At 50.4% G+C, this 26,515-nt stretch carries 29 protein-coding genes; 14 read left to right on the plus strand and 15 right to left on the minus strand.

Annotated elements, in window-relative coordinates; translation table 11 throughout:
• Positions 1 to 6 precede the first annotated feature (6 nt).
• From C5O22_RS08935 to C5O22_RS08960, 6 genes are read right to left on the minus strand one after another with little or no spacing between them, the layout of a single operon-like run.
• Positions 7 to 219, minus strand: coding sequence for a HEPN domain-containing protein (locus C5O22_RS08935; protein ID WP_132781053.1), 213 nt, complete (start codon positions 217 to 219; stop codon positions 7 to 9).
• Positions 216 to 545, minus strand: coding sequence for a nucleotidyltransferase domain-containing protein (locus tag C5O22_RS08940; protein WP_132781055.1), 330 nt, complete (start codon positions 543 to 545; stop codon positions 216 to 218). Before C5O22_RS08940 ends, C5O22_RS08935 begins: the two co-directional genes overlap by 4 nt.
• A gap of 8 nt (positions 546 to 553) precedes the next feature.
• Positions 554 to 1,246: a nucleotidyl transferase AbiEii/AbiGii toxin family protein gene (locus tag C5O22_RS08945; RefSeq protein ID WP_132781057.1), complete on the minus strand. Its 693-nt coding sequence runs from the start codon at positions 1,244 to 1,246 to the stop codon at positions 554 to 556.
• Positions 1,233 to 1,601: a hypothetical protein gene (locus C5O22_RS08950; RefSeq protein ID WP_132781059.1), complete on the minus strand. Its 369-nt coding sequence runs from the start codon at positions 1,599 to 1,601 to the stop codon at positions 1,233 to 1,235. The genes C5O22_RS08945 and C5O22_RS08950 overlap by 14 nt, the downstream gene beginning before the upstream one ends.
• A 15-nt stretch (positions 1,602 to 1,616) precedes the next feature.
• Entirely contained in the window at positions 1,617 to 2,114 is a 498-nt protein-coding gene (locus C5O22_RS08955) for a ribonuclease toxin HepT-like protein (protein WP_132781061.1), read from the minus strand.
• Entirely contained in the window at positions 2,107 to 2,472 is a 366-nt protein-coding gene (locus C5O22_RS08960) for a nucleotidyltransferase domain-containing protein (RefSeq protein ID WP_132781063.1), read from the minus strand. The genes C5O22_RS08955 and C5O22_RS08960 overlap by 8 nt, the downstream gene beginning before the upstream one ends.
• 434 nt (positions 2,473 to 2,906) lie before the next feature.
• On the opposite strand from C5O22_RS08960, the gene C5O22_RS08965 reads away from it, so the two are divergent.
• The 5 genes from C5O22_RS08965 to C5O22_RS08985 all read left to right on the plus strand — a co-directional run bounded on the left by C5O22_RS08965 (position 2,907) and on the right by C5O22_RS08985 (position 7,028).
• Positions 2,907 to 3,965 (plus strand): MraY family glycosyltransferase, encoded by a 1,059-nt coding sequence (locus C5O22_RS08965; RefSeq protein ID WP_165910472.1) that lies wholly within the window; start codon positions 2,907 to 2,909, stop codon positions 3,963 to 3,965.
• A 152-nt stretch (positions 3,966 to 4,117) separates the two neighbouring features.
• On the plus strand, positions 4,118 to 5,011 hold the full coding sequence (locus C5O22_RS08970) for a biotin operon repressor (RefSeq protein WP_165910473.1): 894 nt from the start codon (positions 4,118 to 4,120) through the stop codon (positions 5,009 to 5,011).
• Entirely contained in the window at positions 4,968 to 5,558 is a 591-nt protein-coding gene (locus C5O22_RS08975; RefSeq protein ID WP_132781068.1) for a biotin transporter BioY, read from the plus strand. Before C5O22_RS08970 ends, C5O22_RS08975 begins: the two co-directional genes overlap by 44 nt.
• 14 nt (positions 5,559 to 5,572) lie before the next feature.
• Complete coding sequence (locus C5O22_RS08980; RefSeq protein ID WP_132781070.1) at positions 5,573 to 6,349, plus strand: energy-coupling factor ABC transporter ATP-binding protein; 777 nt, start codon at positions 5,573 to 5,575, stop codon at positions 6,347 to 6,349.
• 31 nt (positions 6,350 to 6,380) lie between these two features.
• On the plus strand, positions 6,381 to 7,028 hold the full coding sequence (locus C5O22_RS08985; RefSeq protein ID WP_132781071.1) for a CbiQ family ECF transporter T component: 648 nt from the start codon (positions 6,381 to 6,383) through the stop codon (positions 7,026 to 7,028).
• Here the strand turns inward: C5O22_RS08985 and C5O22_RS08990 are convergent.
• The 4 genes from C5O22_RS08990 to ppdK all read right to left on the minus strand — a co-directional run bounded on the left by C5O22_RS08990 (position 7,025) and on the right by ppdK (position 12,383).
• Positions 7,025 to 7,834, minus strand: a complete 810-nt coding sequence (locus tag C5O22_RS08990) for an ABC transporter ATP-binding protein (RefSeq protein WP_132781073.1) — start codon at positions 7,832 to 7,834, stop codon at positions 7,025 to 7,027. The genes C5O22_RS08985 and C5O22_RS08990 overlap by 4 nt on opposite strands.
• Positions 7,815 to 8,588, minus strand: coding sequence for an ABC transporter permease (locus tag C5O22_RS08995; RefSeq protein WP_165910474.1), 774 nt, complete (start codon positions 8,586 to 8,588; stop codon positions 7,815 to 7,817). Before C5O22_RS08995 ends, C5O22_RS08990 begins: the two co-directional genes overlap by 20 nt.
• Positions 8,566 to 9,603 carry an ABC transporter substrate-binding protein gene (locus C5O22_RS09000; RefSeq protein WP_132781076.1) on the minus strand — a complete coding sequence of 346 codons (1,038 nt, stop codon included), beginning with the start codon at positions 9,601 to 9,603 and terminating at the stop codon, positions 8,566 to 8,568. Before C5O22_RS09000 ends, C5O22_RS08995 begins: the two co-directional genes overlap by 23 nt.
• A gap of 107 nt (positions 9,604 to 9,710) precedes the next feature.
• The gene (gene ppdK, locus C5O22_RS09005) at positions 9,711 to 12,383 is read right to left on the minus strand and encodes a pyruvate, phosphate dikinase (protein ID WP_132781078.1); all 2,673 of its coding nucleotides are present in this window, start codon (positions 12,381 to 12,383) and stop codon (positions 9,711 to 9,713) included.
• Positions 12,384 to 12,553: 170 nt separating this feature from the next.
• Here ppdK and C5O22_RS09010 point away from each other — a divergent pair, with 170 nt between their 5' ends.
• From C5O22_RS09010 to C5O22_RS09025, 4 genes are read left to right on the plus strand one after another with little or no spacing between them, the layout of a single operon-like run.
• Complete coding sequence (locus C5O22_RS09010) at positions 12,554 to 13,375, plus strand: helix-turn-helix domain-containing protein (RefSeq protein ID WP_132781079.1); 822 nt, start codon at positions 12,554 to 12,556, stop codon at positions 13,373 to 13,375.
• A gap of 37 nt (positions 13,376 to 13,412) precedes the next feature.
• Positions 13,413 to 13,715, plus strand: a complete 303-nt coding sequence (locus C5O22_RS09015) for a transposase (protein WP_132781081.1) — start codon at positions 13,413 to 13,415, stop codon at positions 13,713 to 13,715.
• An 11-nt stretch (positions 13,716 to 13,726) separates the two neighbouring features.
• Positions 13,727 to 14,584: an IS3 family transposase gene (locus C5O22_RS09020; protein WP_279432196.1), complete on the plus strand. Its 858-nt coding sequence runs from the start codon at positions 13,727 to 13,729 to the stop codon at positions 14,582 to 14,584.
• 46 nt (positions 14,585 to 14,630) lie between these two features.
• Positions 14,631 to 14,894 carry an IS3 family transposase gene (locus tag C5O22_RS09025; protein WP_165910476.1) on the plus strand — a complete coding sequence of 88 codons (264 nt, stop codon included), beginning with the start codon at positions 14,631 to 14,633 and terminating at the stop codon, positions 14,892 to 14,894.
• 50 nt (positions 14,895 to 14,944) lie between these two features.
• Here the strand turns inward: C5O22_RS09025 and C5O22_RS09030 are convergent, their stop codons facing one another.
• Entirely contained in the window at positions 14,945 to 15,691 is a 747-nt protein-coding gene (locus C5O22_RS09030; RefSeq protein WP_132781086.1) for a hypothetical protein, read from the minus strand.
• Positions 15,692 to 15,857: 166 nt separating this feature from the next.
• Here C5O22_RS09030 and C5O22_RS09035 point away from each other — a divergent pair, with 166 nt between their 5' ends.
• The gene (locus C5O22_RS09035; protein ID WP_132781087.1) at positions 15,858 to 17,168 is read left to right on the plus strand and encodes a tetratricopeptide repeat protein; all 1,311 of its coding nucleotides are present in this window, start codon (positions 15,858 to 15,860) and stop codon (positions 17,166 to 17,168) included.
• A gap of 3 nt (positions 17,169 to 17,171) precedes the next feature.
• Here the strand turns inward: C5O22_RS09035 and C5O22_RS09040 are convergent, their stop codons facing one another.
• Positions 17,172 to 17,876, minus strand: a complete 705-nt coding sequence (locus C5O22_RS09040) for a peptidoglycan-binding domain-containing protein (RefSeq protein ID WP_132781089.1) — start codon at positions 17,874 to 17,876, stop codon at positions 17,172 to 17,174.
• A 50-nt stretch (positions 17,877 to 17,926) separates the two neighbouring features.
• Here C5O22_RS09040 and C5O22_RS09045 point away from each other — a divergent pair, with 50 nt between their 5' ends.
• Positions 17,927 to 20,425, plus strand: a complete 2,499-nt coding sequence (locus C5O22_RS09045; protein WP_132781090.1) for a helicase-related protein — start codon at positions 17,927 to 17,929, stop codon at positions 20,423 to 20,425.
• A 217-nt stretch (positions 20,426 to 20,642) separates the two neighbouring features.
• On the opposite strand, the gene hemW is transcribed toward C5O22_RS09045, so the two are convergent.
• From hemW to lepB (C5O22_RS09060), 3 genes are read right to left on the minus strand one after another with little or no spacing between them, the layout of a single operon-like run.
• Positions 20,643 to 21,791 carry a radical SAM family heme chaperone HemW gene (gene hemW, locus C5O22_RS09050; RefSeq protein ID WP_132781092.1) on the minus strand — a complete coding sequence of 383 codons (1,149 nt, stop codon included), beginning with the start codon at positions 21,789 to 21,791 and terminating at the stop codon, positions 20,643 to 20,645.
• 22 nt (positions 21,792 to 21,813) lie between these two features.
• Complete coding sequence (lepB, locus tag C5O22_RS09055; protein ID WP_132781094.1) at positions 21,814 to 22,545, minus strand: signal peptidase I; 732 nt, start codon at positions 22,543 to 22,545, stop codon at positions 21,814 to 21,816.
• Positions 22,546 to 22,554: 9 nt separating this feature from the next.
• Complete coding sequence (gene lepB / locus C5O22_RS09060) at positions 22,555 to 23,541, minus strand: signal peptidase I (protein WP_207895371.1); 987 nt, start codon at positions 23,539 to 23,541, stop codon at positions 22,555 to 22,557.
• Between the two features lie 63 nt (positions 23,542 to 23,604).
• Here lepB (C5O22_RS09060) and C5O22_RS09065 point away from each other — a divergent pair, with 63 nt between their 5' ends.
• Genes C5O22_RS09065 through C5O22_RS09075 form a run of 3 tightly spaced genes read left to right on the plus strand, consistent with a single transcriptional unit; the run spans position 23,605 to position 26,512 of the window.
• A complete protein-coding gene (locus tag C5O22_RS09065; RefSeq protein ID WP_132781096.1) occupies positions 23,605 to 25,134 on the plus strand; it encodes an SUMF1/EgtB/PvdO family nonheme iron enzyme in 1,530 nt (509 codons plus the stop codon).
• A gap of 42 nt (positions 25,135 to 25,176) precedes the next feature.
• A complete protein-coding gene (smpB, locus tag C5O22_RS09070) occupies positions 25,177 to 25,638 on the plus strand; it encodes an SsrA-binding protein SmpB (RefSeq protein ID WP_132781098.1) in 462 nt (153 codons plus the stop codon).
• A gap of 1 nt (position 25,639) precedes the next feature.
• Complete coding sequence (locus C5O22_RS09075; RefSeq protein WP_132781100.1) at positions 25,640 to 26,512, plus strand: TP0183 family DNA metabolism protein; 873 nt, start codon at positions 25,640 to 25,642, stop codon at positions 26,510 to 26,512.
• Positions 26,513 to 26,515 lie beyond the last annotated feature (3 nt).

A 26,515-nucleotide genomic window follows, 5' to 3' on the forward strand; every position in this document is an offset into this window, starting at 1 on the left:
CAACTATTATGGCAGAGCGCGTACATCCACTAGTTGTTGAAGTTTATGGGTCCTGGGAACTTTTTTATGTTGATACTCTAAAAGAGCCTTAAGAGACTTTTCTATGGCCTGTTGGGAATGGAAGGCTATCAAATTAGTAATATGGTTATTATTTTTGATATCCTCGAGCAAAATCAAATCATCCTGTGCAGCTTTAAGCCATTCCTTTGCCACACTCACAGCTCTATACCCTTTTTAAGAGAGTATCTATAAAAACTACCATCTAAATCGATGAGTTTCTCATACATCTTTTTGGTATGTACTATCAGATCAACAGCAATAATCTTTTGCAAATCCCGTATAGCCTGGGAGTATTTTAGATAAATCTCGCTTTTTTGTTTCCAATTCTGGGGAATAAAATCATCATTGGTAACAACGTACAGATCGATATCGCTTTCTTCGTTGGGAGTGCCGTAGGCATAACTGCCAAAGAGGATAACCTTATAGGGATTAAGCGGCTTAAGCCGCTCGACGATAAGCGCCTTTACCGTTTCGATATCTATCATGGTCTTCTTTATTCTAATATAGCCGCATTGACTGTCTTACCCAATGAATTATCTGTTTGCAAAGCTATATCAGTATATACACATTCCAGGGCATCCTTGTATACGGCGAGAGGTTTTTCTATAATAAATGGCACCGTTTCTAACAAGGTAATCGGAAAGGTTTTTAACCTTAGGAGTATATCTTCAAGTAAGAAAATATCTTTTTTTTGGGCATCGGCTATAATATCGGACCAGTTGAACTGGCGTTTCATCGCAATCCATAGTATATCAGCCACATCTTTGGGCTCATCCCTATTTAATAAGGCGCATATCTTGTTGCTTAATATATTACGCACCGTATCGATTCTTATAGGGCCCGAATACACGGGTATCCCAATACGGGGGATTCTGTCAGCAACAAAATCTAATTTTAGCGAATAACTCCCCTCCGTGATGATTACACGTTTAAAGTCTCGAGCATCAACAGGGATCTGCAACGAAGGATAACGCTTTACCAGGGTTCTATATATAGTACGAAACACATCAGGAAACTGGGCCGGATCACTGTAAAAAAAATCGAGATCATCACTATAGCGATGTTGTAAATAAAAGCGGCTGAGTGCAGTACCCCCTGTGAGATACAATCCTGAAGGTTCTGCAAAAACTATCTCCAGAATAGTGTCTTGCAGTTGGTATATACCCTGATAATTAAACAGTCCCATCACCGTATCGTATAACCCAATCTAATTCTTTGATTGGTTCTCGAATATCTAAAAACAAATAACGCCAGACCTTTCGGCGTTTCTCAAGATGAGGTCGAGGAAGGGGTCTGTTCATGGTTTCAAGACAGGATTTAATAAAATCTTTATCAAAGAGCTGGGTAATAATATCATACCCCACTAATTCAAAGAATAATTTATTGAATAATCGTTTTTTCTGCTGTATATCATTACCCTGCACAATGGCAAGCCATGTCTCCGGTGTTTCTCGAGTATCTCCCCAGGTGCAGGCATTCCATGCTTTGGTGATAATTTTTAACAGAGACGGCGTATCAGATCCCCTATCGCTTTGCATCATGATTATTTAAAACCACTACTCTAATGCCTGGGTAAGCGCTCTGAGCCACCCTACAAAGTTGGTATGCATGACAGCAAAGACCGCATCAATGTTTTGAGCGGCATCACTTACTATTTTTAACTTTTCAGGATGAAGTTTTGTTTTATATAAATTACGGAAAAGGTGCCTAAACCTCCTCAATTCGTCTATCTTTTCAAACAATTCTCTATCAGAAATAAGCGCAGGACGAACCCCTCTTATCTCCAATGCCATTCGATCTAACAAATCTCGATACCACATAGACTTATCAATTGAATTTTCAAAAAATTTTGCAATTCGAAAAAAATAAGCTTCAAAGGCATTATACAAAGCATGCAGGCAGCTACCCAGAACCATAAGATCAAGCTCATCGTTCCAAAAAGAACTCTGAACCCTGGCAAGGGCCTTTTCATATAACTTTACATTTTGAGTTATATAATCAAAGTCATTTTCTAATTCACTTATGAGTAATTCAATACTTGTTCTACTAATCACAGGGAACCTCTGCAAGAATAACCCCATGGGAGCGAATTGCCGCGGCCATAGAGGGAGGACAATCTTCGAGAGAAACCAGATCTATCGGTATTTCACATCCCTCGGTAATACGGAATATTTCAAGAATATCGCCCCCCTCGAGGGCCAGATCAATATCGCTTGTTGATCGATAGGACCGCCAGGTCTCATAGGTAGAACCAAAACCCCATACGCGGCGTACCTCAGGATATCGCTGTAGTATTTGTCTGGCCATATACTTTCCAAGATTCTGGGCATGTTGACGCCGTTGTGCAAGATCCTGAGCTTCCCGCTGATTTTCTTTTTTAATCCGTTCTGCCACGGAAACCGGATCTACCATACAAACACCTTTTTTTTAGAGAAAAAAAACACAGCCAAACCTCTTAGGCTCCAGAGGAGAAATGAAAAGGACAAGACCCAGCCCCAGGGCCTTTCAGGGCCCTGCAGCATCCTGGATCGTCCAGGAGCGTTTTTGCCCCTCATATAAAAACCCCGCTGGCCGCCGAAACAGGCTCAGAGGATTATACATCTTCTTTTGTAGTGTACCATCACCTTCCGGGTTTTTCAATGGTTCCCGATGAATTTCGTTCAGATATTGAACATTATTGTTTAGGATACTGGTGGCTAGCCATCATTGCATTTCTAGGATCATAAACGTCCTAGAAGACTACGTACTTTGTTATGAGCATGTAAATTCTTATAAATATATTGTGGGGCTCTTCTTTCTGCGATATACTCAATCAAAAAATATAAGGTGAGGAACCGATGGGGTTTATGGTGATACTTACGCTGGCAACCTTTGGGCTTTCTTGGTGTTTTGTCTGGTGTATACTGCGGCTTTCCCATAAAAAGGGGTGGTTCGATCACCACGACGAACGGAAGATCCACGAAGGGCAGATTCCCCGGCTGGGAGGGGTGGGATTTATAACAGCCTATGTAGGAATGGTGTGCATCCTTCTTTTAAGTGGGTTCTGGAAAGATAGGACTCAGGATCTTTCTTTCTTTCTTGTCCTTGCGGCGATGCTCCTTATTTTAATATTTGGCGTCTGGGATGATTTTAAACCCCTGCGGGCCAGGTATAAATTCCTTGTTCAGGCGATGGCCGCCCTGTTGGTGGTGCTGGCAGGATATAGATTTCAGCGACTTTCGTTTCCTGAAATTGGGCTTGTTTTTCAATTTGGCTGGCTTTCCTATCCTCTTACCTTTATATGGATTATCGGTATCATCAATGCCATTAACCTTATCGATGGGGTTGATGGCCTTGCGGGGGGCATCTCGGTCATTATTCTAGTATGGTATGCCGTCATTTACCTGATGATGAAAAATGTGCAGGCCTGGCAGTTTTCGCTCCTCCTCATAGGGGCTATTGGGGGATTCCTCTGTTTTAATTTTCCCGCCCCCCGGGCAAAAATCTTTATGGGGGATACGGGGAGCCAGTTCCTCGGTTTTTTTATCGCCCTCCTTCCCATCTGGGATACTGTCCAATGGGGAATTTCTCCCATCTCTCCACCCTATGCGGCGGGGCTCACCTTGATTCCCATTCTGGATACCTTTGCGGCTATCTGGCGAAGGGTCCGGGATAAACGGGGTATTTATGAGCCCGACCGGGAACATACCCACCACAAACTCATGGCCCTGGGGTGTACTGCCCTTCAGGTGGATGGAATTTTGTATGGCTTGCAATTCGTAAGCGGGCTGTGTATCGCCCTTTCGCTTACCATAGGAAAGGCTTTTCGGGTTCCCCTGGTGATTGCGGCGTACGGCATAGTGATTCTTTTTTTTGTACTGCTCCATTACGCGTATAGCCACCGAATAAAGGGTACAGAAGCATAAAGAATACATGTGAGGTCTTTGCCAGAGACAGGATCCCCGTATTACATCCATAAAAAATCGCTAAAAAAGTCATCTTCCTCTGGACATTTTTTGTGTTTTATGTTAACCATTAAATTAAGATGGTTAACAGCAAAGGGGCAGAAAATCCAGTCATGGGTCACCCGTATCATACAGAAGGTATATCCGCACAGGCCTATGCTGCCGGTATAAAAACAAAGCTTTCCACCAAAGCCTGGGTTCTGAAACTATTGCGAGAGGCCCGGGGATCGGTGGTATCCGGCGAGACCATTGCTTCTCTGGCCGGTTGTTCCCGGGTGGCGGTATGGAAGGCCGCCGAAGCTTTGCGGGAAGCAGGCTACGCTATCGAAAGTTGCGGCAAAGAAGGCTATCGGCTTGTGACGAATAGCAAAGGGGAGCCCTTTCATGCAGCCTCATATGCAATGGAAGATTTTCTCTATCCCTGGGAATTCGAAGAACTGGAAGAAGAGGTCATCTATTATAAAGAGACCGACAGTACCATGAATCGGGCCCGGGAACTGGCGGCCCGCAGGATTCCTGGCCCGGCCATCATCGTGGCAGAAACCCAAACGGCGAGCAAGGCCCAGGATCCTGGGTCCTGGCACGCCGGAGCGGGAGGTCTTTTTTGTACCCTTTTAGAATGGCCAGCGCTGCCGGTTTCGTTGTATCATCACCTTATACAGGAAGCATCGGAGGCGCTCCAAAAGGCCATCTTCGATGAAATGGGGATTGAGCCAGCGGTGCCAGCACCCCATCATCTTATGGTGCAGGGGAAAAAGCTGGCGGGCCTTTTCTGGGAATTTTTTGCCGAGCTTGATCACATCACGTGGTTTTCTCTGGGGGTAGGGGTCCATGTGAACGAACCCTTCGTAGGACCAGAAGAAATTTCCTGCTATCAGCTTACCGGAAGGTTCCATTCCCGCAGAAATCTGTTGTTGCGCTTTCTGCGGTACTATAAACAAACAAAACAAGAGGGAGGATTCTATGGACGAAACGAAAGTGCCGTCGGCATCCACGGGACGATCTAAACTGGTGGGCATCACCCTGGCGGCCCTCTGCGCCGCCCTGATTGCGGTAGGAACCTTTATCAGTATTCCCGTTCCCATGTCGCCGGTTCCTATTGTACTGCAGAACATGTTTGCTATTCTGGCGGGGCTCCTTCTGGGCCCCCTCTGGGGTGGGATAGCAGTAGCCCTGTACCTTGTCATAGGAGCCCTGGGGGCTCCTGTTTTTGCGGGGGCTAAAGGGGGAATGGCTATCATTCTTGGCCCCACCGGGGGCTATCTGCTTGGGTATCTTCTTGCGGCCATCGTTGGGGGATTAATCGCCGGAACCCCTCAGGCGGGCAAAAAAACACCCCTGTGGAGGCTCGCCATCGCCACAGGGGTTGCGATCCTTGTGATTTATGTCCCGGGGCTTTTACGGCTTAACATGGTGTATGAAGGGAACTGGACAAAAACCTTTGCTACCGGCTTTCTTCCCTTTATCATTGGAGACATCCTTAAAGGAATAGTGGCTGCCCTGGTGAGTCTTCGGGTCCGTAGCACCGTGGGAGATCTCTACCAATCGGCGTAAAACCGGAGCGTTTCATGGAAGCCCCTCTGTTCGAGATTCGCCACCTGGGGAAGGTGTTCCCGGGAGGCTTTCGGGTTCTGTCGGATATCAACCTCAGTATTTTTCAAGGTACCTGCACAGTGCTGGCCGGAGCAAATGGGTCAGGGAAAACTATCCTTATGAAACACCTCGTGGGGCTTCTAGAGCCCACCGAAGGGGCAGTCTATTACCAGGGGAAGCCCCTCTCGGGTAAAGGAGCTTCTTCTCGTATTCAAAAACAGCTTCGCCAGGAAGTGGGCTTTGTGTTTCAGGATGCGGACGCCCAGATACTGGGCGAAACCGTATGGGAAGATGTGCGGTTTGGACCTAAAAACCTGGGATATACCGGAAAAGACGAAGAACGTCGAGTGACGGAGGCCCTTGAAAAGCTGGGGCTCCTGGGGAAAAGGGATGTCCCCCCACGGTACCTTTCGGGGGGAGAAAAACGGCGCCTTGCCATTGCGGGAATCCTTGCCATGGGGTGTCATACTATCATCATGGATGAGCCCTTTGCCAACCTCGATTACCCGGGGGTGGTCCAGGTGCTGGAAACCATCGTAGCCCTTCGTTCGGAGGGAAAAACCCTTATCATCTGTACCCACGAGTTGGAAAAGGTACTGGCCCATGCGGAACGCCTCGTGGTGATCTATCAGGGAAAGGTGCAAACCGACGGGAAGCCCGCAGAGGTCCTGGATCAGATTGATCCCCGCTGGGGCATCCGGGATCCCCGGCATACCTACCGCACTATCGCGGACTGTACCTGGCTCGGCTGATCTTCCTGGCGGATCTATCGGGAGGGGTACTATGGATGTTCGGAGCGCTTTTATGTTTATCCCCGGCAGGGGATTTTTATACAGGATACAGGCAGGATGGAAACTGGCGGGGCTCCTTGTGCTTTCGGTACTTTCCCTGCGGCGGGACTTGCTGTTCCTCGGTGGTATCGATGCAGTTCTCTTACTGTTGGTCTGCGGCTCTCGGCTCAAGCTTCGGGACCTTTTTGCAGGAACCAGGGGACTTTTTTTTACCCTGGGGATCATTCTTTTTGTTCAGAGCCTTCGGTTGCAAGACAATAATGCGCAGCCTTTCCCCCTGGAGATCTCCTACCCAGCCCTGGTTGAGGGGCTTCCCCTCGTCATAGGGGTGCTAACCGCCTATCTTGGCGCCGCCATGGTATACACTACCACGCCCCTCTGGGAAATGCGGCAGGTGCTCGAAACCATGGAAGGGCGTTTTTTCCCCAGCCGAAGAAGGTGGATTTCCCTCGCCCTGGCCATGGTGCTTGCCTTTATTCCCCGAATCTTTGAACTCTGGCAAGAAACAGAGGCCGCCTACGTTGCCCGGGGAGGTAAACGAGGCATAGGGGAACTTCTGGTTATTTTACCCATCATTCTGGAACGGCTTTTCCAGGAAGGGTCCGAACGATCGGCGGCTATGGAATGTCGGGGATTTTAAAAAGGGCCGTACCGAGGAGGCAACTCCGACAGGGCCTGGTACAAACGGGCTTCTAACTCAGCGGAAGCGGGATGTTGATAGGAGCGTTCTTCGGCGCTGAGACCATTGGGGATATCCAGGGCCACCTGGACCGGCGGTTCGGTAAGGACAATAATGCGGTCCGAGAGGAATATGGCTTCCCGCGGATCGTGGGTAACCATGATGATATGCCGGGGATCTTCCCTTTGAAGCAGTTGAATGCACCGCATCAGTTGAATACGCAGGGGTATGTCAAGGCTCTGAAAGGGCTCATCCATCAAGATTAAGGGAGCAGGGTACGCAAAGGCCCGGGCAAGGGCTACCCGCTGCCGCTGACCACCGGAAAGATGGCGGGGATAGCGATGACGATATTCCCATAGCTCTCCAAGTTCAAGCATCCTCCGGGTCCGTTGGGCCGCTTCCGAGGGGGGCAAAAGGTCCTGTACTACCAGCATAACATTCTCATACACCGTATACCAAGGGAAAAGCCGGTCCTGCTGGAACACATAGGACACGGTAGCGATAGGCCCTGATTCAAAGGTGATAGTCCCTCCCATGGGGAAAGAAGGCCCCTCTTTGCTCGTTCCTGCTTCCACAAACCTGGATTCTGGAGGGGGTATCTGTCCGGCCAGTAAACCTGCGATAAGGTGGAGGAGCGTTGTCTTTCCACAGCCCGAGGGTCCAAGGAGGGCCACTATCCGTGAATCATCATCCAGAAAGAGGGAAAAATCCTTAAAAAGGGGCTGTTCGGTATAAGAGAAATTCAAATTATCTATACTGAGTTTCATAGCGCCGTATCCAATAGAGGCATGCTTCCATAAAGCCCGCAAGAGCAACGGTAACCACGGTCCAGGCAAAGAGGTCCGGCGTTTCAAGCATGGCCTTTGCCTGTTGCATGCCCGTTCCAAGCCCATATCGGGGCTGGAGAAGCACCTCTGAGGCTACCACCACTTTCCAGCATAGGGACAAGCCGCTCTGGAGGCCCCCCAAGAGGTAGGGAACAATACTGGGGAAAATAAAGGCCCTGAACGAACGAAGAGGGGATAGGCGGTACACCTGAACCACCTCTTTAAGGCCCTGATCGAGCTGTTGAATGCCCGCAATCACATTGGCAGTGAGCACCGGAAACACCATGAGTACCGCCGCAAACACGGGGGTTCGTTCCTGTCCAAACCAGAGAAAGGCAATCAAAATAATCGAAAGCACCGGTGTTGCCCCAATCAGGGTAAAGAGGGGCTTAAAAAAGGCCCCAAAGGGTTTGGATAGGGCCGCCGGGATACCCACCATAAGGGATAGGGGAAAAACGATGAGTAAGGCCAGTCCCACCCGCCCCAGGGAAGCTCCCAGGGCAGGGAGAAAGCGGGGATGCTGGACTAAGGAGATAAGGGCCCCTACTGTCTCCCCCGGCCCCGGCAGGATAAGCGAACTTTTTGTCATTCGGGCGGCAAAAAGCCAGAGGGTCCCAATAAAAAGGATGCCTCCTCCATACCACAGAGGAACCCAGCGCCGCCCCTTATTCCTAGAAGGTGCCGTAGAAATCATCTCCCGGTAATTTCCCTCCAATTGATTGGGGGGCATATTCGAGAAAAGCCGCAAAGAGGCGTTCCAGGGCAGGACGGGCTTCCCGGGCAGGAATAAACACGTACGCCGACCGGGGAATCGCCGCGGTAGCGACGGCGGCCGTAAGCCCCAATTCATGTTTTTGTACCAGTCTTCCTGCTTCCACCGGATTCTGCACCACCCACTGAATCGATGCCCGATAGGCCTCGGCAATAGCCCTTACTACCCTCGGGTTGGCGGCCGCAAAGGTTCGGTCCACCACAAAGACCGTCATCGGATAGCTAGGGGCTCCAGCGGAAACACCGCCGCTTTGGCTTCCTCCAGCGGCCGGGGTCTTCTGCACTCCCCCCTCTTCGCTGGCCCCGGTGGTAGCATCGGCCGCCGTCGCCCGATTCCATTCATCCTGGATATTTCCCACCACCCGCAGGTGGGGGCTTCCGCTTAAGGCCATGGTGGCAAAGGGTTCGGGAAGCAGGGCGGTCTGTATTTTTCCCGCCTTGAGGGACTGGGCAATTTCTGGATAGGCCAGGGCATACCCAAGTTGCACATCCTTACCGGGAGTTAAGCCATAATAACTTAGGATACGGCGGAATACAAAATCGGGGGTTGCCCCCTGCCCCGCCACTTCCACGGTTTTGCCCCGCAGATCCCCAATGCCACGGATAGCTGGATCGGCGGTGATAAGGCTCAGCATCCCCTCCCCTACGACGGCGAGCACCTGAATAGGCCGGCCAGCGGCGTATAATTTCGCCGCCACATTGGGGGGAAGGATTCCCAGTTTTGCTTCCCCACTGGCAAATTTCGCCGCCATGAGGTCTGCCTGGGCCAGGGCTTCTAGTGAAATTTGCCATCCCGCCACCTGAGGGGGAGATTCAAAAAGTCGAATCATGCCAATCCCCGAGGGACCCTTGATACCATAGAGGGTTATCCGCTCCTGGGAAAAGAGAAAACCCGCAACCGCAAAAAGGCTGCCTAAAACTAATACGCTTCGTTTCATAGGGGTAGTATAAAAAAAAGGGGGACCGTGGTAAACACCCGGCCCCCCTTACTCACTTCAAGTACCGCAGACAGGAATCCATTCCTTTCTGCTGTTGTGGCAATGTGCTATTTCTTACTGTTCCGAATCACCGCCTGGGCCGCGGCAAGTCGAGCAATCGGAACGCGGAAGGGAGAACAGGAAACATAGTTCAATCCTGTCCGATAACAGAAATCGATGGTGGCGGGATCTCCTCCCTGTTCCCCACAGATGCCCACCTTCAGGTCCGGTTTAGTGCTTCGTCCCTTCGTCGTGGCCATATCCATGAGGAGTCCCACCCCTTCTTCGTCCACCGACTTAAAGGGATCCACCTCCAGGAGTCCCAGTTTCTCATAGGCCGGCAGGAACGACGCCGCATCGTCCCGGCTAAAGGCAAAGGTCATTTGCGTCAGGTCATTGGTACCGAAACTAAAGAAATCCGCGTATGCGGCAATTTTATCGGCCAATAGGGCAGCCCGGGGAACTTCGATCATGGTACCGATCTTAAATTCCACCTGCACCTTGGCTTTTTCGAGGACCTTCTTAATGATCGCCTCCGCCCGGGGCCGCAGCAGGGCCAATTCCTGTTCATCACAGACGATGGGAATCATGATTTCCGGGTTTACGGGGATGTTTTTCTTCACACAATCCACCGCCGCCAGGGCAATGGCCTCCACCTGCATGTCATAGATTTCGGGATAGGTTACCGCGAGTCGACACCCCCGGTGTCCCAACATGGGGTTTGCCTCGTGGAGTCGATCTATTTTAGGCTGCAGGTCCTTGGGTTTTACGCCCAATTGTTCCGCCAGTTCCGCCACCTCTTCCTTTGTTTTGGGAACAAATTCATGGAGGGGCGGATCCAAAAGACGGATGGTAACCGGTCGACCTTCCATGGCTTTAAAGATGCCAAAGAAATCCTTCTTCTGAAGGGGGAGAATCTTTTTGAGGGCCTCTTTGCGTTCTTCTTCGCTGTCTGCCACGATCATCGCCCGGAAGTGGATAAGCTTTTCCTTATCAAAGAACATGTGTTCGGTTCGGCACAACCCCACTCCCTGGGCACCAAAATCAAAGGCCCGCTTGGCATCTTCGGGAAGGTCCGCATTGGTCCGCACCGTAAAGCCTTTGATAGTTCCCCGGACCGAAGCAGCGCACACTTCGTCGCACCAGGAAAGGAAGGTCTCGATTTCTTTGGAGAATTTCGGGGTCATAAGGGGAAGCTGGCCATCGTAGACATCTCCCGTGGAACCATCGATGGTAATCCAATCCCCTTCTTTAAAGGTTTTTTCGCCGATAACCACCTTTTTCCCCTGTACCGAAACACCCTTGGCGCCGGCCACACAGGGGGTTCCCATTCCGCGGGCCACGACCGCCGCATGGCTTGTCATCCCTCCGGTACTGGTGAGGATTCCTTCAGAGACCACCATGCCTCCGATATCTTCGGGGCTGGTCTCTTTACGTACCAGGAGAACCTTTTCTCCCTTTTCTGCCCAGAGTTCCGCATCCTTGGCGGTAAACACGATCCGACCACAGGCGGCACCCGGAGAAGCATTTAAGCCCTTGGTTAAGGGTTTAACTCCCTTCAGGGCCTTGGGATCAATCATGGGGTGCAGAAGCTGGTCCAGATGTTCGGGGGTTACCCGCAAGATGGCGGTGTTTTTATCGATAAGCCCTTCCTGAACCATGTCGTAGGCAATCTTAACCGCCGCCTGGCCAGTCCGCTTCCCGTTCCGGGTCTGGAGAATGTAGAGCACCCCCTGCTGGACCGTAAACTCCATGTCCTGCATATCCCGGAAATGCTTTTCGAGGCGATCCTTAATGGCCACAAGCTGTTCGTAGACCTGTTTGTTTCGTTTTGCCAGGGTAGCAATTTTTTCAGGGGTCCTGATGCCGGCCACCACATCCTCGCCCTGAGCGTTCATCAAGAATTCACCATAGAACTCATTCTTGCCCGTGGAAGGATCGCGGCTAAAGCAGACCCCCGTACCTGAATCATCACCGAAATTTCCAAACACCATGGACTGGACGTTTACCGCCGTTCCCTTAAGCCCTTTAATATTGTTCAGTTCCCGGTATTTGATAGCCCGCTCGTTCATCCAGGAACCAAACACCGCATTGATGGCTCCCCAGAGCTGGTCCATGGGATCCTGAGGAAAGTCCTTTTTGGTATGTTTTTTATAAATTTTCTTGTATTCACCAACCAACCGTTCCAGGTCCTGAGCATCGAGTCCCGTATCAAGTTCCACGCCCTTAGCCTTTTTCATAGCCGCCAGGGCTTCTTCAAACTCGTCGTGGGGGATGCCCATCACGATATCCCCATACATCTGGATAAAGCGCCGATAGGCATCCCAGGCGAAACGGGGATTGTTGGTTTTCTTTGCAAGGCCAAGCACCGCCTTATCGTTCATGCCCAGATTCAGAATGGTGTCCATCATCCCTGGCATGGAAACGGCCGCCCCAGAACGGACCGAAACCAACAGGGGATCCTCCGCATCCCCTAGTTTCTTTCCCATCAATTTTTCTAGTTTTCTGAGATTCTCCAGTACTTCTTCTTCGAGCCCCGCAGGATATTGCCGGTTGTTTTCGTAGTAGGCCGCACATACTTCGGTGGAAATGGTAAAGCCCGGTGGAACGGGGATACCCAGGTTCGTCATCTCCGCCAGGTTTGCCCCCTTGCCACCCAGGATGTCCTTCATCTTCGCATCCCCTTCGGCCTTCCCTTCTCCAAAGAAATAGACATACTTCTGTTTCGTTGCTTTCGCCATTAACTGTTTCCTCCAGTACCATATAGAATAGCATATACTGCAAAAAATGAAAGAGGTAGCCTTCAAGGAACTGTTCTTTAAACAGACATGGTACCCCCCTGGGCCTACCCCGATCCAACGGATAGGGATAGAATAGGGTAAACAAAACACTCTTAAACAGGAGGGTACCAATGTACGAGAAGAAGTATTACGAGTTTATCCAGATAAGTAAAGACCGGTATGCAGCAAGGCTTGAGCTTGTAGAAGCCGCTTTAAAGTATGGTATTAAGCCCACCGCTCGAGAGTATGGGACGACGGTGAAGACGGTGAGAAAGTGGGTGCGGCGATACGAAGCAGATAAGAAGTCGGGACTTGTAGAACTGAGTCGGCGACCCCATACGAGCCCGGATGCTACGAAGCCCTGGATCCGGTTTAAACTGTACCAGGAGGTTCGAAGGTTGCAAGAAACAGGTAAACGGAAGAGCGCATCGCGGCTGCGACGGGACCTTGCCCTTCCGGTGAGTGTTCCTACGGTACTCAAGTTGCTGCGGGAAGAGGGACTGTGGCGGCCGCAACGGAAGGTGGCGGAAAAGAAACGGGATCTGCGGGAGGTAAAACGGCGACTCAAGGCCTTTGAGAAACTGCAGATAGACATAAAGTACCTGGATGATATTCCTGAACTGTACGAGGAATATCGACGGCACCAGCTACCACGGTACCAGTTTACTGCCCGCTGCGTACGTACGGGAGCGATATTTATTGCCTATGGGCGAGAAAAGAGTGTAACCAATGCGGCACTCTTTCTCCTGGCGCTGTATCGACATTTTCAAGGCTATGGCATTCGTCTAGAAGGCTCGGTAGTACAAACAGACAACGGGACCGAGTTTACCGCCCCCTGGAACAGCACTAAGGTGACGATCTTCACGAAGGTGGTGGAGCGGTGTTGGCACGCCACCCATCATCGTATTCCTCCCGGAGCAAAAACTGGACCTACCCTAGAAAAGTGGACATGAAGTTAAGACTTTCTTAGATTTGAGTAAGGAGTACTGTATGGGAAACGAACGGAGGGTATACCAGGAGGAGTTCAAAAGGGATGCATTAGCCCTTCTTGAGTCCTCGGGTAGGAGCGGTGCAGAAGTAGCCAGGGAACTGGGGATATTGCCGAGCCTTCTTAATAGGTGGCAACGAGAGGCCAGGGGGGAAGGTTCTGGGAAACGAGCTTTCAGCGGTCATGGCGTACCCCGGGATGCTGAGATGGCGCGATTACAAAAGGAGAACGCTGAACTGCGGGAGGCCAACGAAATACTAAAAAAAGCAGTAGCCATCTTTTCCCTACAGGGCCCCAAAAGATGATCTATTGCTTTATGAATACCAATGGCCTAGATAAAGGCGGATGGCCCGTGGAGAAGATGGCAAGGGTGTTAGGGGTAAGTCGATCAGGGTACTATAAATGGACGCATAAGACGGCATCCAAGAGAGCACAAGAAGACAGTCTGCTTCTTGAGAAAATCCGCTCTATCCAAAAGCTCCATAAGGGCCGTTATGGCGTACCGCGGATGCACCGGGAATTACAACGACAGGGATTTCATGTAGGACACAACCGAGTGGCCCGCATTATGCGTTGCAATAAGCTTAATTGTAGGCCCAAGAAGAAATTCGTGCGAACTACTAACTCCCGGCATACCTTACCAGTAGCCCCCAATCTACTTAATCGGAAGTTCAATGTAGCAGTTCCTAACGCCTATTGGGTTAGTGACATAACCTACATTCCGAGCACAACGGGGTGGATGTATCTCTGTGTAATCATAGACCTCTATGACCGTAAAGTGGTGGGGTATTCGATTCGGCCTGATATGACCAGCACCCTTGTCGTACAAGCCTTCATGATGGCCATTATGCAGCGGCATCCGCAGGGATCTCTGATATTTCATTCCGACCGCGGGGTCCAATACTGTAGCCATGATTTCCAGGATACGGCTAAGCGGGTCCTTCCAACCATAGAGTTCAGTATGAGTCGCAAAGGAAACTGCTGGGATAATGCAGTTAGTGAGAGCTTTTTTAAAACCTTGAAAAGGGAGGTTGCGGGCCTAGATGGAGGTAGGTCCATGAAGGAGGTGCACCTCCTTGTATTCGAATACGTGGAGAGCTATTATAACCGTATTAGGCTACACTCTCATCTGGGGTATGTTCCCCCGATGGAGGTAGGTAACAAAAGCGCTTAATATGCTGTCTACTTTTTCGGGTAAAGTCCAAACGTTTCAGAGCGATGTGGAGAGTTCTCATCGCTGGATTGAGGAAGAACTGTATGCCGCAGAAACGTTTTCCTCGCTCCACGAGTTTCTCAGTAAAGCCGCGGCCTATCAACGCTGGTTTAATGAGAAACGGGTAAACACGTACAAAGGCGGGACTCCTCTTCACCTCATGCGTGAGACCTATCCTGCTGTACCCGCAGACGTACTCGTATTCCCACCACTGATACTTGACAATCTGCTGGTTCAGTACAAAGCTGAACTTGCTCAATGGGCTGCTTAATTCCAGGGGGTACCATGTCTGTTAAATTACCATAGCCTTCAAGGAACTTACTATTTTTTGAGAAAGAGGAGCCATACCCCGAGGCATGCCACCACTACCGTCGCCAGCACTCCAAGCCAGGTAGGTAGATATATAAGGCTTTTCAGCATTTCTCCGGAGATAGCCCGGTCCTCATTACCTGGAAGGTACACCACATCGATGGTATCTCCTACTTCGTACGCTTTATACATAGACCCATCGACCGGCATGGGTAGTTTAACCGGGGAAATAGCGGCCGAAACATTGGAAGCGGAAAAATAAATTTCCACCTTTCCATTTTCCAGGATTTTTCGTACCTGGGCCCGGCTGACCTTGGCCTCTTCGGCATACCGTTTCTTTGTTGTCCCATCCAGGCTATGGCGACCTGCTAAAAAATCTTCCCGAGCTATCACCGTTTCCGTAGGATTCTCCGCAAGATACAAAACCTCGATGGTGGAGTCCTTAGTGAGGGTAGATCCCAATTCAGGGCTTACCACAAGAGGGGCACTGACAAATTGGAAGGCTTTATCCGATGGTGGTAGAGCGGTATTCAGAGTTACATCAAAATAATACTCTCGCTGTAACATGCGGGAATAGCGAGACACCGCTGGATTTCCCCAGAGTTTTGAACGTTCCAGGGTATACTTCTGGAGTATCTTTGCCGTCACCGGTTGGCCCTTCGTATGGAAGGCTTCTATCTGAGATCCTTGATAGGTAAGAATCCCTATCAAAACGGCAATAATAACAAGAAAGGCCCCAAGTAACTGTTGAACATTCATATCCGATTCACCTCCTTTTTAATGAATAACCCATGCACAGAATAGTATACTGCCTAGCGGACCTTTTTTTAAAGCTTTCCTGTAATTTTTGAATGTAGCACCTTGTAATTCCAGAGCCCTATGGTAGCATTAAGGTATACCCCTTTTTAAACCGAGGAAGGTCTCCATGGATAATGAACAGCTTCAAAAGTACATCGCCCAGATTCACCGGATAAAGGGAAAGGATGAGGTAAAAAAAGAGGACTTTGAAGCGGTTGCCCGGGAATTAGGAATTACAAGACAGGACTTACAAGAGATATATCAGTATGCCGCATCCTGCCACATCAGGGCCCAGGAACTGTTACGCTCCGGATTTTACAGAGAAGCCCTGACCTGTGCCCAGGAAGCCCACGACATTCTCCCCTGGGATGCGGAAATCTGCGCTTTACTGGGAACCATTTACAAAACCCAGGGAGAAAGGAGTTTCTTCCCCTTTCTATCCTACCGAAAGGCCCTTTTCTGGTATAAAAAGGCCACCGAACTCCAACCAAGCTACTCCACCGTGTATGAACAGATGCGGTATATCCAGGGGAGTTTTCGGAAGGCTATACGGATTGGAACATTTCTAGGAGTTATAGGTGTAGCCCTCACGGTGACCTTCATTGTTCTGCAAAATATCAAATCTGTAACTCCCCCGTCTGCGGCCCTACAGATACCGGCGGAAGGTCCCGTTTCAACAAACCAAGGGACCCCACCCATCGTTCAACCGAATCCTGAACAAACGATTCCCCTCCGAGTTCTTTTCTCGGAAGACCAGGGCCTCAGTTTTCATCTCCAATCAAGCACCCTGTATCGGTATGGGAGCACGGAACCGGCCTTTTCACTGAATATCAAGGGAACCCTGCAGGCTCATCAAAAAGAAATATATGAAATCACCCTCACCCACTCCTGGTATGACACCAAAGGGAATCTCCTTTTTAAGGGGTCAAAAAAGGTGTTAAGTCCTCCCAATGCGCCCCTTGAACCAGGGGATGTACTACCCATCAATCTATTAGTCTACGAAAAACAATCCCCACCCCCTATTGCCCAGGTAACCCTGGAACTAGAAAAAATCGATGGGGCCCCCCGGAGCCAGGCCTCGGTGGGGACCGCCGTACCCATTCGCTGGATAGCATCCCCGCCCGAGGGGACAGCCCTTGAGATTACCCTTCGGTCCCAGCAGATCCATTCGTTTAAAGATACCCACTACGTTAAAAGCACCATCACTATTACGAATCGAGGAGAAAAAAGAATCCACTTTTTACGGATTACCCCCCTCTACGGCAAGGGGGCTAGCGAACTCCGGGGCAAGGAAATCATTGTCCTTTCCCGGGATAACGCCTATCTTTCGCAAGGGGATCGGTATCCCTTTTTCATCATAAATATGTACAAGGGGCTTGAGGATCCCACGTCTGTCCGCTTCGAACCGCTTACCATAGAAATAGGGGGAATAGAATAGCCCCTATTGCAGCCACTGCGGGTCGATCCCCGAGGAGGCCATATCAAAGGGAACCATGGTTCCTTCCGTAAGAGTAAGAGACAGGTTTTTCATCAGATAATGGGTTTGCACCGACCGTTGTGCCCGGTCCGCCGCAAAAGGTTCAGGGTAGGCATAGCGATCCTCCACAATAACCTGCCCTGAAGGAACCTGGTATATTTTATACATTACCTTGCCCATTTCCCCCAAAATTTCCACCTCCGTATAGACAGGACGGGAATTTCTGGTATAGCGGACCAATGTGCCCCCTTCGGTGGAGACATCCTCTAAGGATCGTTCTTCCCGGGCAAGGCCTTCCAGGGTAATACGCCGGGCGGCCCCTATAGCCCCTTCAATATCCTTCGCTCGGGGATCCTTTGAAAAAAGGATGGCCCATACCTTTTTGGTAACCCTTCCATCGGGAACACAGCCAACAAATTCCTGGTACGCCCGGACAGCCTTATCGGTATTCGGTCCAAACCAGCCATCGGCGCTGTCCACTTCTTTAAAACCCAGGGTAAGCAACTTATTCTGGAGTTGTTTCACGTCTTCCCCATTCATTCGGGTTTTGGCCAGAAAGAGATCCCGTTTAAATTCCTGAGCCGTAAGAGAACCCACCAGAAAGAAAAGTGCGAGGCCTATGCCCAGGGGGCCGAAATTTCTCCCCCTCCCACACCGACACATTTTCATAATTTTCACCTCCTTTGCGCAGCCTTTTAAAATAGTATACTATCTACAGTATGATATATACAGAACTTCCGGTCTATCAACACAAAGATCGAATTCTTGAAGGCCTTGCTACCAATCAGGTTATCGTTGTAGAAAGCCCCACCGGTTCCGGAAAGACTACCCAGATGCCGGTTATCCTGTACGAGGCGGGGTACGGGAAATATGGCATTATCGGGGTTACCCAGCCCCGGCGTATTGCCGCCGTATCGGTTAGCGAATTCATTGCCCGCCAGATGGGAACGAAGATCCCTGGCCTTGTGGGCTATAAGATGCGGTTTGAAGATAAAACAAGCCCAGAGACGGTAATAAAAATCATGACCGATGGGATTCTGCTCCAGGAAATGAAGCTTGATCCCTATCTTTCTAAATATGGGGTGCTTATTGTAGACGAGGCCCACGAGCGGAGCCTTAATATTGATTTTATTTTGGGGCTCCTTAAGCGGGTTCTGGAGGTTCGGCCCGAATTCAAGGTGATCATATCCTCTGCCACCATCAATGCCCAGGTATTCTCCGAATACTTTGGGGAATGTCCTATCGTAAAAATCGATGCCATGACCTACCCCGTCACGGTAGTGTATGATCCGCCACCGGGAGGAACCACCACCACCGCCAGCGACGCCGCCGAAGCGGCCCTCCTCGAGAAGATCGTCCACATTGTGGATCGGATAGTCAGCGAACGACGGGAAGGGGATATTCTGGTGTTCCTTCCTGGCGAAAAGGCCATTAAGGACTGTATCGAACGGCTTGAAACAAGCCCCGTAGGGCGGGCCCTCCACGTGCTTCCGCTGTATGGACGTCTGGGCAAGGATGAACAGGAACGGGTCTTTGATAAAGCACCCTGGGGGAAAACCAAGGTGGTCGTGGCTACGAATATTGCAGAAACCTCGGTGACCATCGATGGCATTACCACCGTCATCGATTCGGGGCTCGCAAAGCTGAATTACTACAATCCCCGGACTTTTACATCGAGCCTTATCGAAGTTCCCATATCAAAAGCATCCTGTAACCAGCGAAAAGGTCGGGCAGGTCGGACCCAACCGGGAACCTGTTACCGGCTCTATACCCGCAAGGATTACGATAACCGGCCCCTTTTTACCACGGAAGAAATATACCGGACCGACCTATCTGAAGTAGTGCTCCGCATGGCCGAATTGGGGATTACTAATTTTGAGGAATTCGATTTTATATCTCCCCCCAATCGGGAAGGACTCCTTGGGGCCATCGAAACCTTAAACCTTCTGGATGCTCTTGCCCCCGATAACAGCCTTTCCGATATCGGCAAGATGATGGCCCAGTTTCCCCTGCCCCCTCGCCATTCCCGGATGATTGTGGAAGCAATCCGCCAGTATCCCCAGGTGCTGGAAGAAACCCTCATTGCGGCGGCCTTTCTGACCACCCAGAGTCCCTATGTGCTCCCCCCGGGAGAAGAGATGGATGCTCGGCGGGCCCACCATAGTTTCCGGGACCCCGCCGGAGATTTTGTCTCTTATCTTAAATTGTTCCGGGCCTTTAAGGAAGCAAAAAACAAGGCTAAATTCTGCGACAAGAACTACCTGGACGAAAAAACCATGGTAGAAATCGTAAACGTAAAGGAACAACTGGAGCTCATTGTATCTGATATGGGGATACCGATTTTATCGGGCGGGCCGGTGGAAGATTACCTCTGCGCGGTAGGCCGGGGACTGATTCAATTTGTCTGTGTCCGGGAAGGCCGGGAAAGTTACCGGAGTCTTACGGCGGATCGAATCTCGATTCATCCCGGTTCGGTGATGTTCCGCCAGGATCCCCAGTATATTGTGGCAGGAGAAATCGTTCGCACCACCCGTACCTACGCCATGTCGGTGTCACCCCTTTCGCCGGCGGCCCTCCATCGCATCAGCCCTGAACTGTACGACAAGCTGGTTCGTAAAACCGCCGCAGCGACGAAGAAGAAGGCTAAAGAAGAACGGGACTTCACCAATCGGATCAAAATTCTGGGAGAAATTTTTGAGATTGAAAAAATCAAGGGAGCTAAAACCGTTATTCTTACCTGGGAACGGCTGGCACCCCATCTTTCAGAGCTTAACCTTGAAACCGCGGCCCTCTACCGGGATTTGCGGGGGCTGGTGCGCTACCAAGAACGGTACACCATTCTGGCGGGAGAAAAACTTTCTTTTATTCTTTCCCTGCTCCCCCACCTGGATCTCGAAGAGGCGTTACATCGCGAGTGGCCCCGAAAACGAAATTACTCGCTGGCCACCGACCTTGACGCCCTCCTCGAGGTTGTTCCCCTGGCGGGGACCACGGCTCTCTGGAAACCGGGAAAGACTGATCTGGGCTTCATCAGTCTGTTTACGGACGGCCAGGGAACCTATTGGTTCCGTTGTTCCCGGGGCTTCCATACGGCTATCAACGAAAGCATTGCAAGCCTCGAGTCCCTTATCGATGAACTTTCGGAAGAAGTGGACCTGCTTAAAAAAGACCGGGTGAATCAAACCTATCGGCGGCTCTCTTCCTACCTGGTTTCTTAAAAAAGAGCCCCTGGCCCTTCCCATAAAAAAAGGGCCCCCCAATCCTGGGGGGCCCTTTAACGGGCGCCCCTGACCTTTCCTGCAGCAAAAAGGAGCCTTTTAAGGGGTGCCCCTGGAACGGCGGCAGTCCTTTTAACGGCTGGTCAACGGCTGGAACGACGAGGCCCCTCTGATAAAGAGGGCCCTTTTACGAGTTCCGCAGGAACGCGGCCATAGGCTACCTTCCTTTTTCCAGTTCCTGAAAACATTCCACAATAAAAGTATTTGCATACCTGAGTCCTTGAGGGGTAAGAGCCGGCCGATGCTTTTCGCACAAGCCCCGGCGTCGCCAAATTTCAAGGGTCCGGGGGATAGCCGCTTCAACAGAAAGCCCGAAACGTTGCTCAAAAAGCTTCGGGTCCGGTCCCTGGATGGTTCTAAAGCCCATCATAAGGCATTCTTTCTGCAATGTCTCCCGATCAATGGGTTCTTCCCGATACCGGGGTCCCCTGGCACAATACCCAGCCACATCCTCTGCCACGGTGCGACGAAGGGCTCTTCCCCTTTTTTCGTCAATCATCGTAGTAGACGCCGAAGGGCCACAGCCAATCCAGCTTTGCATCTGCCAGTACCGCATGTTGTGTTTGCAGATAGCACCGGATCGGGCAAAGTTGGAAACCTCATACTGATCAAAGCCATGGGAAACAAGCCAATCCCGTCCTGCAAGCCAGAGTTCTTCCTGATACTCTGCACCGGGAAGCATCTGTTCCCTCGCGGCAAGACGTTGAGCCAGCGGAGTCCCCTCTTCTACCGTCAGGGCATACAGGGAAACATGAGCGATAGGATAGGGAGCGAGGGTTTCCAAGTCTGAAACAAGGGTGTCCACGGTCTGGAAAGGCAGCCCCGTCATGAGATCTATCGAAAGCCCCTCTGGATAAAAGTACAGGGCCTGTTCCAAAGAGGAAAGACATTGATAGGCAGAACCTAGCCGATGCACCGCCTGCCGGCTTTGATCGGTAAGGGTCTGGATGCCGAGGCTTAATCGGGTAATGCCAGAATCCTTGCAAACCTGGAGAATCGATGCGTCAAGAGACTCGGGGTTGGCCTCTAACGTACATTCTTCCGGCCAGGTAGGTAACAGGTGCTGCAGCGACACGAGGAGCGTTTCTAGCTGCCGGGCCCCCAATAGGGAGGGTGTCCCTCCCCCAATATACAGGGTAGGAACCCGATCTATTGAAAATTCCTCTATATTTTGGCGGAGTTCCTTAAGGAGGGTCCTGCAAAATCCCTCATATGTTCCCCAATAAGCCAGCGGCACCGAATAAAAATCACAGTAATCGCATTTTTGGGTGCAAAAGGGGATATGGAGGTATACAGAGGCTTCCATAATGGTTAGGAATTAGCAGTACTCACGGTAACAGGCCAAAACGAGCAATAGGCCAATACCGAAAAACGAGCCGCCCCGATATCGCCGTGATTGGAATGGTCCCCCAGCTTCGGGAATCCTGAATGGAGGATCTATCGTCGGAGGCAACGAAAATTGTCCCCGCCGGGACCGTGAGTTCTTCCATGTTTCCGGAATATGGAAGACTCCTGTCCCATAGGGGATTCTTTTCAGGAAGCGTAAGGGTATAGGAATCCTGGGAGAGTTCAAATTCGGTAAGACTGTAGGTTTTTCCCGCCGGTTGAACTTTAAAGAGGTAGTCCTCCATTACTATTTTATCGCCGGGGAGGGCTATAACCCGTTTTATCATTCTACTCCGATAGGAAGCTAAAGGATCTATCCGCTGGGCTGTAAAAAAACTCACCAGGTCCCCATAGAGCTTGATGAACCAGGAGGGGTTCTTTTGTCCCCACTGTTTTTCCAACACCACCAGGTCCCCCCGATGAATAGGGAACCACGAATGATCCACCTCTTTCGGAAACAGGGCAATGGGAAGCACCAGGCACCGATCCCCCTTTTCCAGGGCCGGCATCATCGAAGCAGAACCTACTTCCACTGAAAAAACAACAAAGGAATGGAGCACCAGGTAAAAAATAAAAAATGACAGGAGGACCACCACCACCGTTATGAAACGTCGGCGCTGATTTTTCCGGGCCACATAGGAATATTGCTGCCATTTTTTATACAGAATGCCCATACTACACCTTTATCGAATAATTCCAATCCGCGAGAGGGGCCAGTATTTAAAGGCCCCTTTCCCGAGAACCTTTTGTAAACGCACGGGCCCAAAATATCGGGCATCCCGGGAATTATCCCGATTATCTCCCATCGGGAAAATCCGCCCCTCCGGCACATACCAGCCCATAGTATACTGATTAGCAAGGGCCCCATATCTTTGATCCTGAGGGAAGGCGCTCCGGAGCACCTCAAGCCGGGCCTGTTCACGGGCAAGATAATCCACATACTGGAGACTTCTCAGGGCCTGCATCTTTTGAACAAGGGAAGTAGGGACTCCCAGACCAAGATCCGAATAGGCCATTGCATAGCCCGCCGCATAGAGGGCTGGATAGGCGGTCACATCCATGAGTCGATTGATAGGGTGCTCCATGCCGTTTTGTTTAATATACTGCCGCTCTTCAATCCACTGGGTTTCTCCAGGAAAAAGGATTTTCATTTCCCCCCCTTCCATCCGAAGGGTATCGCCGGCCATACCTACGGCCCGTTTTATCAAGAAGTGGGGCTTCGGATTTCCCTGTTCATCCCGGTCAATATCCACGAGCGAAAAAGTAAGCATGTACAGAACCCGCTGTACCACATCAAAAACCGGTCCCCGGGAAATATACGAAGGATTTTCGAATATGATAACCTCGTTTCGCTGCGGTTTGATAGGACTGGGTAATTTCACAAAGCCCGGCAAAAGCTCTGGGCCATAAATCAATTTATTGACAAATATACGATCCCCAATAAGGAGGGTATCAATCATAGATCCCGACGGAATCTGATAGGCCTGAAATAAATATTGATTTAAGAGAAGGACCACCCCCGCAGCCCAGAGAAAGGCTTCGATCCAATCCACAATGGGATTCTTGGCTCGCTGAATCTCTTTCTGGATACGCCGCTTTGCCCGCCGCCGGGTCAACACCATCTCGGTAAAAAGCAAAAGCCGTTCTGAAAAGGATTTTTTTTCTTGCATATCAAAAAACTACCATGAATAGGAAACGTTGACAAGGTCTTGAGGCCTTTCTATAATTCATCCATGTTGAATAAACTTAAAAAGCCCCTCATCGTTTTACCAGAAGATGAAGTTCATTTAAAACCTATCCTGGGGATTCCCCCCAAACAGTATATTCCTGCAGTATATGGCCTGGGATTACTGGTAGTTCTCTTTTTTCTTCTTGTGTATCCGGGGTTTCGTCATCCCGGAGCCTATCTTCGCCTTTCTTCAGAGCCCTGGGGAATAGCGGTTCGTATCGATGGGGTATATCAGGGAACCACTCCCTGTACTATCTGGGTAAAAGACGGAACCCACACCCTTACCCTGGTTTCACCCGGTTTTTCCTCCCAGGAAGACAGCATCACCATAAAGGGACGAAAATTCGCTACCCTTCTTTTTCCTGATTATCGAGATAAACACTATACCCTTACGAAGGGTAACCAGAACGACATCATGCTTGAGGCCGCCCAACGGTTTACGGAGTGGACCTTTACCGGCGAACCAACCGCTACGTATCAAATTCCCATGGTGCTTTCGGAAGCGGCGTATCGCAGGGGGACCCTCGAAAAGGATGGTCCTTCTTTTGTATCTTCCCTCTCGATCCTTGAAGCCTGTGTGCCCTTTGTAACCAACGGCGTATCGCTACGGGATCTGGGTCGAGCATCGGCCCTGCTCAGTACGGGGGGGCTTGCGCCTTCCCCTCTTTCAGCCATCGCGGCAATCCGCCAGATTCTCACGTTTCTGGACGGGCACCCCGAAACAGCCATATGGCTTGCGTCGGTACTGCCGAAAGAAACGGCCCCATTCGTGCTGGATTCTTCCTGGTACCGGAGGGTAAGCGAAAAAGGCACCGAACTTGCAGAAAAAAAAGGGGCCCTTTCTTTTTCTTCTTCCACAAGAACGCTTACCATAGAAGGGATTCGCTTTTTCCTTATACCGGCGGGAGAAGCTATCTTTACGAGCACCTTCCCCTATCGGTCATCTTTACAGGAGTTCTGGATTGCGGAAAAGGAAATCTCCCGAGAAAGGTGGGAGCAGTTTATAAAAGAAAATCCCCGCTGGGCAGTAGGACAGCGGGAAACCCTTATACAACAAGGCCTGGTTGGGGAAGCATACCTTGAGTCACCGGAATTTTCGGGATACCCCGAGGGAGTAGCCCCAGGGATTTCCTGGTATGGGGCAGAGGCCTTCTGCAGTTGGTTAACCACGAAACTTCCCTCATCCCTTCGGGAAAGAGGAGGATCTCCCCTCGTGGTACGGCTTCCCACAGAAGAAGAATGGGAATATGCAGCCCGATGGAACAGGATATACAAGACCCTCCAAAACATGGAAGGGGGCCTGTGGGAATGGTGTGGTAATCCCTTTGTCCCCCATGAATATCTTTCGGTTTCTGAGAAGGCCCTGTACCTCCTGGGATCTCCCGAACGGCCCGTACGAGGAGGATCGTGGGTAAACAAGACAGGTACTGTCCAGATAGAAACGAGAGGGTCCCTTCCCCCTCGGACGTCCAGCTTTTTTGTGGGATTCCGGCCGGTTATCGCCGTACCCCGGGGAAATGAGCCCTCCCGTTAATATGGAAATGCTGGAAAGCAGAAAAAACAGAAGGAATAAGCAATGCAGGAAGGGGTAAAAATAGTCGCTATAAATCGGAAGGCCCGCCATGATTACACGATAGACGAAACCTATGAGTGCGGGATTGTTCTGGTAGGAAGCGAAATAAAATCGGTACGGGAAGGGAAAATATCCTTTCCCGACGCGTGGGCTGAGATAGAAAATGGAGAGGTATGGCTACGGAACTGTACGATCGCCGAAAACCCCTATTCCTCGGTGTTCAACCATGATCCCAATCGAAAAAAAAAGCTCCTCCTTCACAGAGATGAGATAAAGCGTCTCCAGCGACGGGTAGAAGAAAAGGGGTACACCCTTATTCCGCTCTCTTTTTACTTGAAAAATGGGAAAGTTAAGGTAGAATTAGGGGTATGTAAAGGGAAAAAAGCGGTAGATAAGCGGGCAGATATCCGAGAACGGGACGTAAAGCGAGAAATGGAGCGGGAATTCCGCCACAAAGGGGGCTAACATGAAAGGCCGAATACTTCCTCTTTTTGTATGGATAGTGGGAGGCCTCATGCTTTTTGCGCAGGAAAATGCATCAAAGCCCATCATGGTTATTCTTCCCTTTTCTGCGGTCACCGAATATCAGGAAGAAACAAAAACCCTGGAGAAACTTATCGCCGCCTATGTGATCCAGGAGGGGCAATTCACTCTCGCGCTTCCAGGAGAAACAGGAGAGGTACCAAAAACTCAAGGGGAATCATTGGATTCCCCTTCGGATCGTTCCCAGTTAGAAAGTCTCTTTTCTGCCCAGTATATTATTACCGGTTCGGTGGGAAAGCTGGGGAATAAAGTGATTCTTACTTTAGAACGGATCAAACTTTCCGATGGTCAAAAGATCACTGTTTCTGGCCGATATGCCACCTTTGAGGAATTACTCTCCCATCTTTCTCCCTTACTCGAACAACTCGTATGGATCGAGAAAAAAGCCTCCCCTTCGGGAAGTGAAACAAAAGAACCTATCACCGAAGAACTGTTAATTGGATCCTGGTGGGGAGATCGGGGTATCGAAATGGTCCGTTTATTCAGTGGGGGAAAAGGTCAGGCTATTTTAACCTCGGGGGCAAAGATGGAACTTTCCTATTCTATACAGCCCCAGGGAGTTAAGATCTGGCAAAGTTCCCCAAACCAGGATCGTTTCTACCATCCCGTGCCCTATAAAGTAGCCCAGCAATTGGTAGACATTGCCCGTCCCATGGAATGGGAATTTACCATCTATGAAGGGGGTAAACTGAAGGGTATTAAGCGAGCCACCGCAGTTCGTTATGAAGGAGAAACCATTATAGAAGTTATCCACGGATCAGTTCGGGAAGCGGAATGGACAAAAATCGGCCGATAGAAA

Origin of the sequence: Treponema sp. J25, assembly GCF_004343725.1 — a bacterium.
GTDB lineage: Bacteria > Spirochaetota > Spirochaetia > Treponematales > Breznakiellaceae > J25.

Bases quoted from the DNA above. Each gene is read 5' to 3' on its own strand.
- C5O22_RS08950 (WP_132781059.1), bottom strand. From the start codon at position 1,601: ATGATGCAAAGCGATAGGGGATCTGATACGCCGTCTCTGTTAAAAATT.
- C5O22_RS08960 (WP_132781063.1), bottom strand. From the start codon at position 2,472: ATGGTAGATCCGGTTTCCGTGGCAGAACGGATTAAAAAAGAAAATCAG.
- C5O22_RS08970 (WP_165910473.1), top strand. From the start codon at position 4,118: ATGGGTCACCCGTATCATACAGAAGGTATATCCGCACAGGCCTATGCT.
- C5O22_RS08965 (WP_165910472.1), top strand. From the start codon at position 2,907: ATGGTGATACTTACGCTGGCAACCTTTGGGCTTTCTTGGTGTTTTGTC.
- C5O22_RS08990 (WP_132781073.1), bottom strand. From the start codon at position 7,834: ATGAAACTCAGTATAGATAATTTGAATTTCTCTTATACCGAACAGCCC.
- C5O22_RS09020 (WP_279432196.1), top strand. From the start codon at position 13,727: ATGAATACCAATGGCCTAGATAAAGGCGGATGGCCCGTGGAGAAGATG.
- C5O22_RS09015 (WP_132781081.1), top strand. From the start codon at position 13,413: ATGGGAAACGAACGGAGGGTATACCAGGAGGAGTTCAAAAGGGATGCA.
- C5O22_RS09040 (WP_132781089.1), bottom strand. From the start codon at position 17,876: ATGAAAATGTGTCGGTGTGGGAGGGGGAGAAATTTCGGCCCCCTGGGC.
- C5O22_RS08985 (WP_132781071.1), top strand. From the start codon at position 6,381: ATGGATGTTCGGAGCGCTTTTATGTTTATCCCCGGCAGGGGATTTTTA.
- C5O22_RS08945 (WP_132781057.1), bottom strand. From the start codon at position 1,246: ATGGGACTGTTTAATTATCAGGGTATATACCAACTGCAAGACACTATT.
- C5O22_RS09000 (WP_132781076.1), bottom strand. From the start codon at position 9,603: ATGAAACGAAGCGTATTAGTTTTAGGCAGCCTTTTTGCGGTTGCGGGT.
- C5O22_RS09065 (WP_132781096.1), top strand. From the start codon at position 23,605: ATGTTGAATAAACTTAAAAAGCCCCTCATCGTTTTACCAGAAGATGAA.
- hemW (WP_132781092.1), bottom strand. From the start codon at position 21,791: ATGGAAGCCTCTGTATACCTCCATATCCCCTTTTGCACCCAAAAATGC.
- C5O22_RS09035 (WP_132781087.1), top strand. From the start codon at position 15,858: ATGGATAATGAACAGCTTCAAAAGTACATCGCCCAGATTCACCGGATA.
- C5O22_RS08995 (WP_165910474.1), bottom strand. From the start codon at position 8,588: ATGATTTCTACGGCACCTTCTAGGAATAAGGGGCGGCGCTGGGTTCCT.
- C5O22_RS09030 (WP_132781086.1), bottom strand. From the start codon at position 15,691: ATGAATGTTCAACAGTTACTTGGGGCCTTTCTTGTTATTATTGCCGTT.
- C5O22_RS09010 (WP_132781079.1), top strand. From the start codon at position 12,554: ATGTACGAGAAGAAGTATTACGAGTTTATCCAGATAAGTAAAGACCGG.
- C5O22_RS08975 (WP_132781068.1), top strand. From the start codon at position 4,968: ATGGACGAAACGAAAGTGCCGTCGGCATCCACGGGACGATCTAAACTG.
- C5O22_RS08980 (WP_132781070.1), top strand. From the start codon at position 5,573: ATGGAAGCCCCTCTGTTCGAGATTCGCCACCTGGGGAAGGTGTTCCCG.
- C5O22_RS09075 (WP_132781100.1), top strand. From the start codon at position 25,640: ATGAAAGGCCGAATACTTCCTCTTTTTGTATGGATAGTGGGAGGCCTC.
- lepB (WP_207895371.1), bottom strand. From the start codon at position 23,541: ATGCAAGAAAAAAAATCCTTTTCAGAACGGCTTTTGCTTTTTACCGAG.
- lepB (WP_132781094.1), bottom strand. From the start codon at position 22,545: ATGGGCATTCTGTATAAAAAATGGCAGCAATATTCCTATGTGGCCCGG.
- ppdK (WP_132781078.1), bottom strand. From the start codon at position 12,383: ATGGCGAAAGCAACGAAACAGAAGTATGTCTATTTCTTTGGAGAAGGG.
- smpB (WP_132781098.1), top strand. From the start codon at position 25,177: ATGCAGGAAGGGGTAAAAATAGTCGCTATAAATCGGAAGGCCCGCCAT.
- C5O22_RS09045 (WP_132781090.1), top strand. From the start codon at position 17,927: ATGATATATACAGAACTTCCGGTCTATCAACACAAAGATCGAATTCTT.
- C5O22_RS08940 (WP_132781055.1), bottom strand. From the start codon at position 545: ATGATAGATATCGAAACGGTAAAGGCGCTTATCGTCGAGCGGCTTAAG.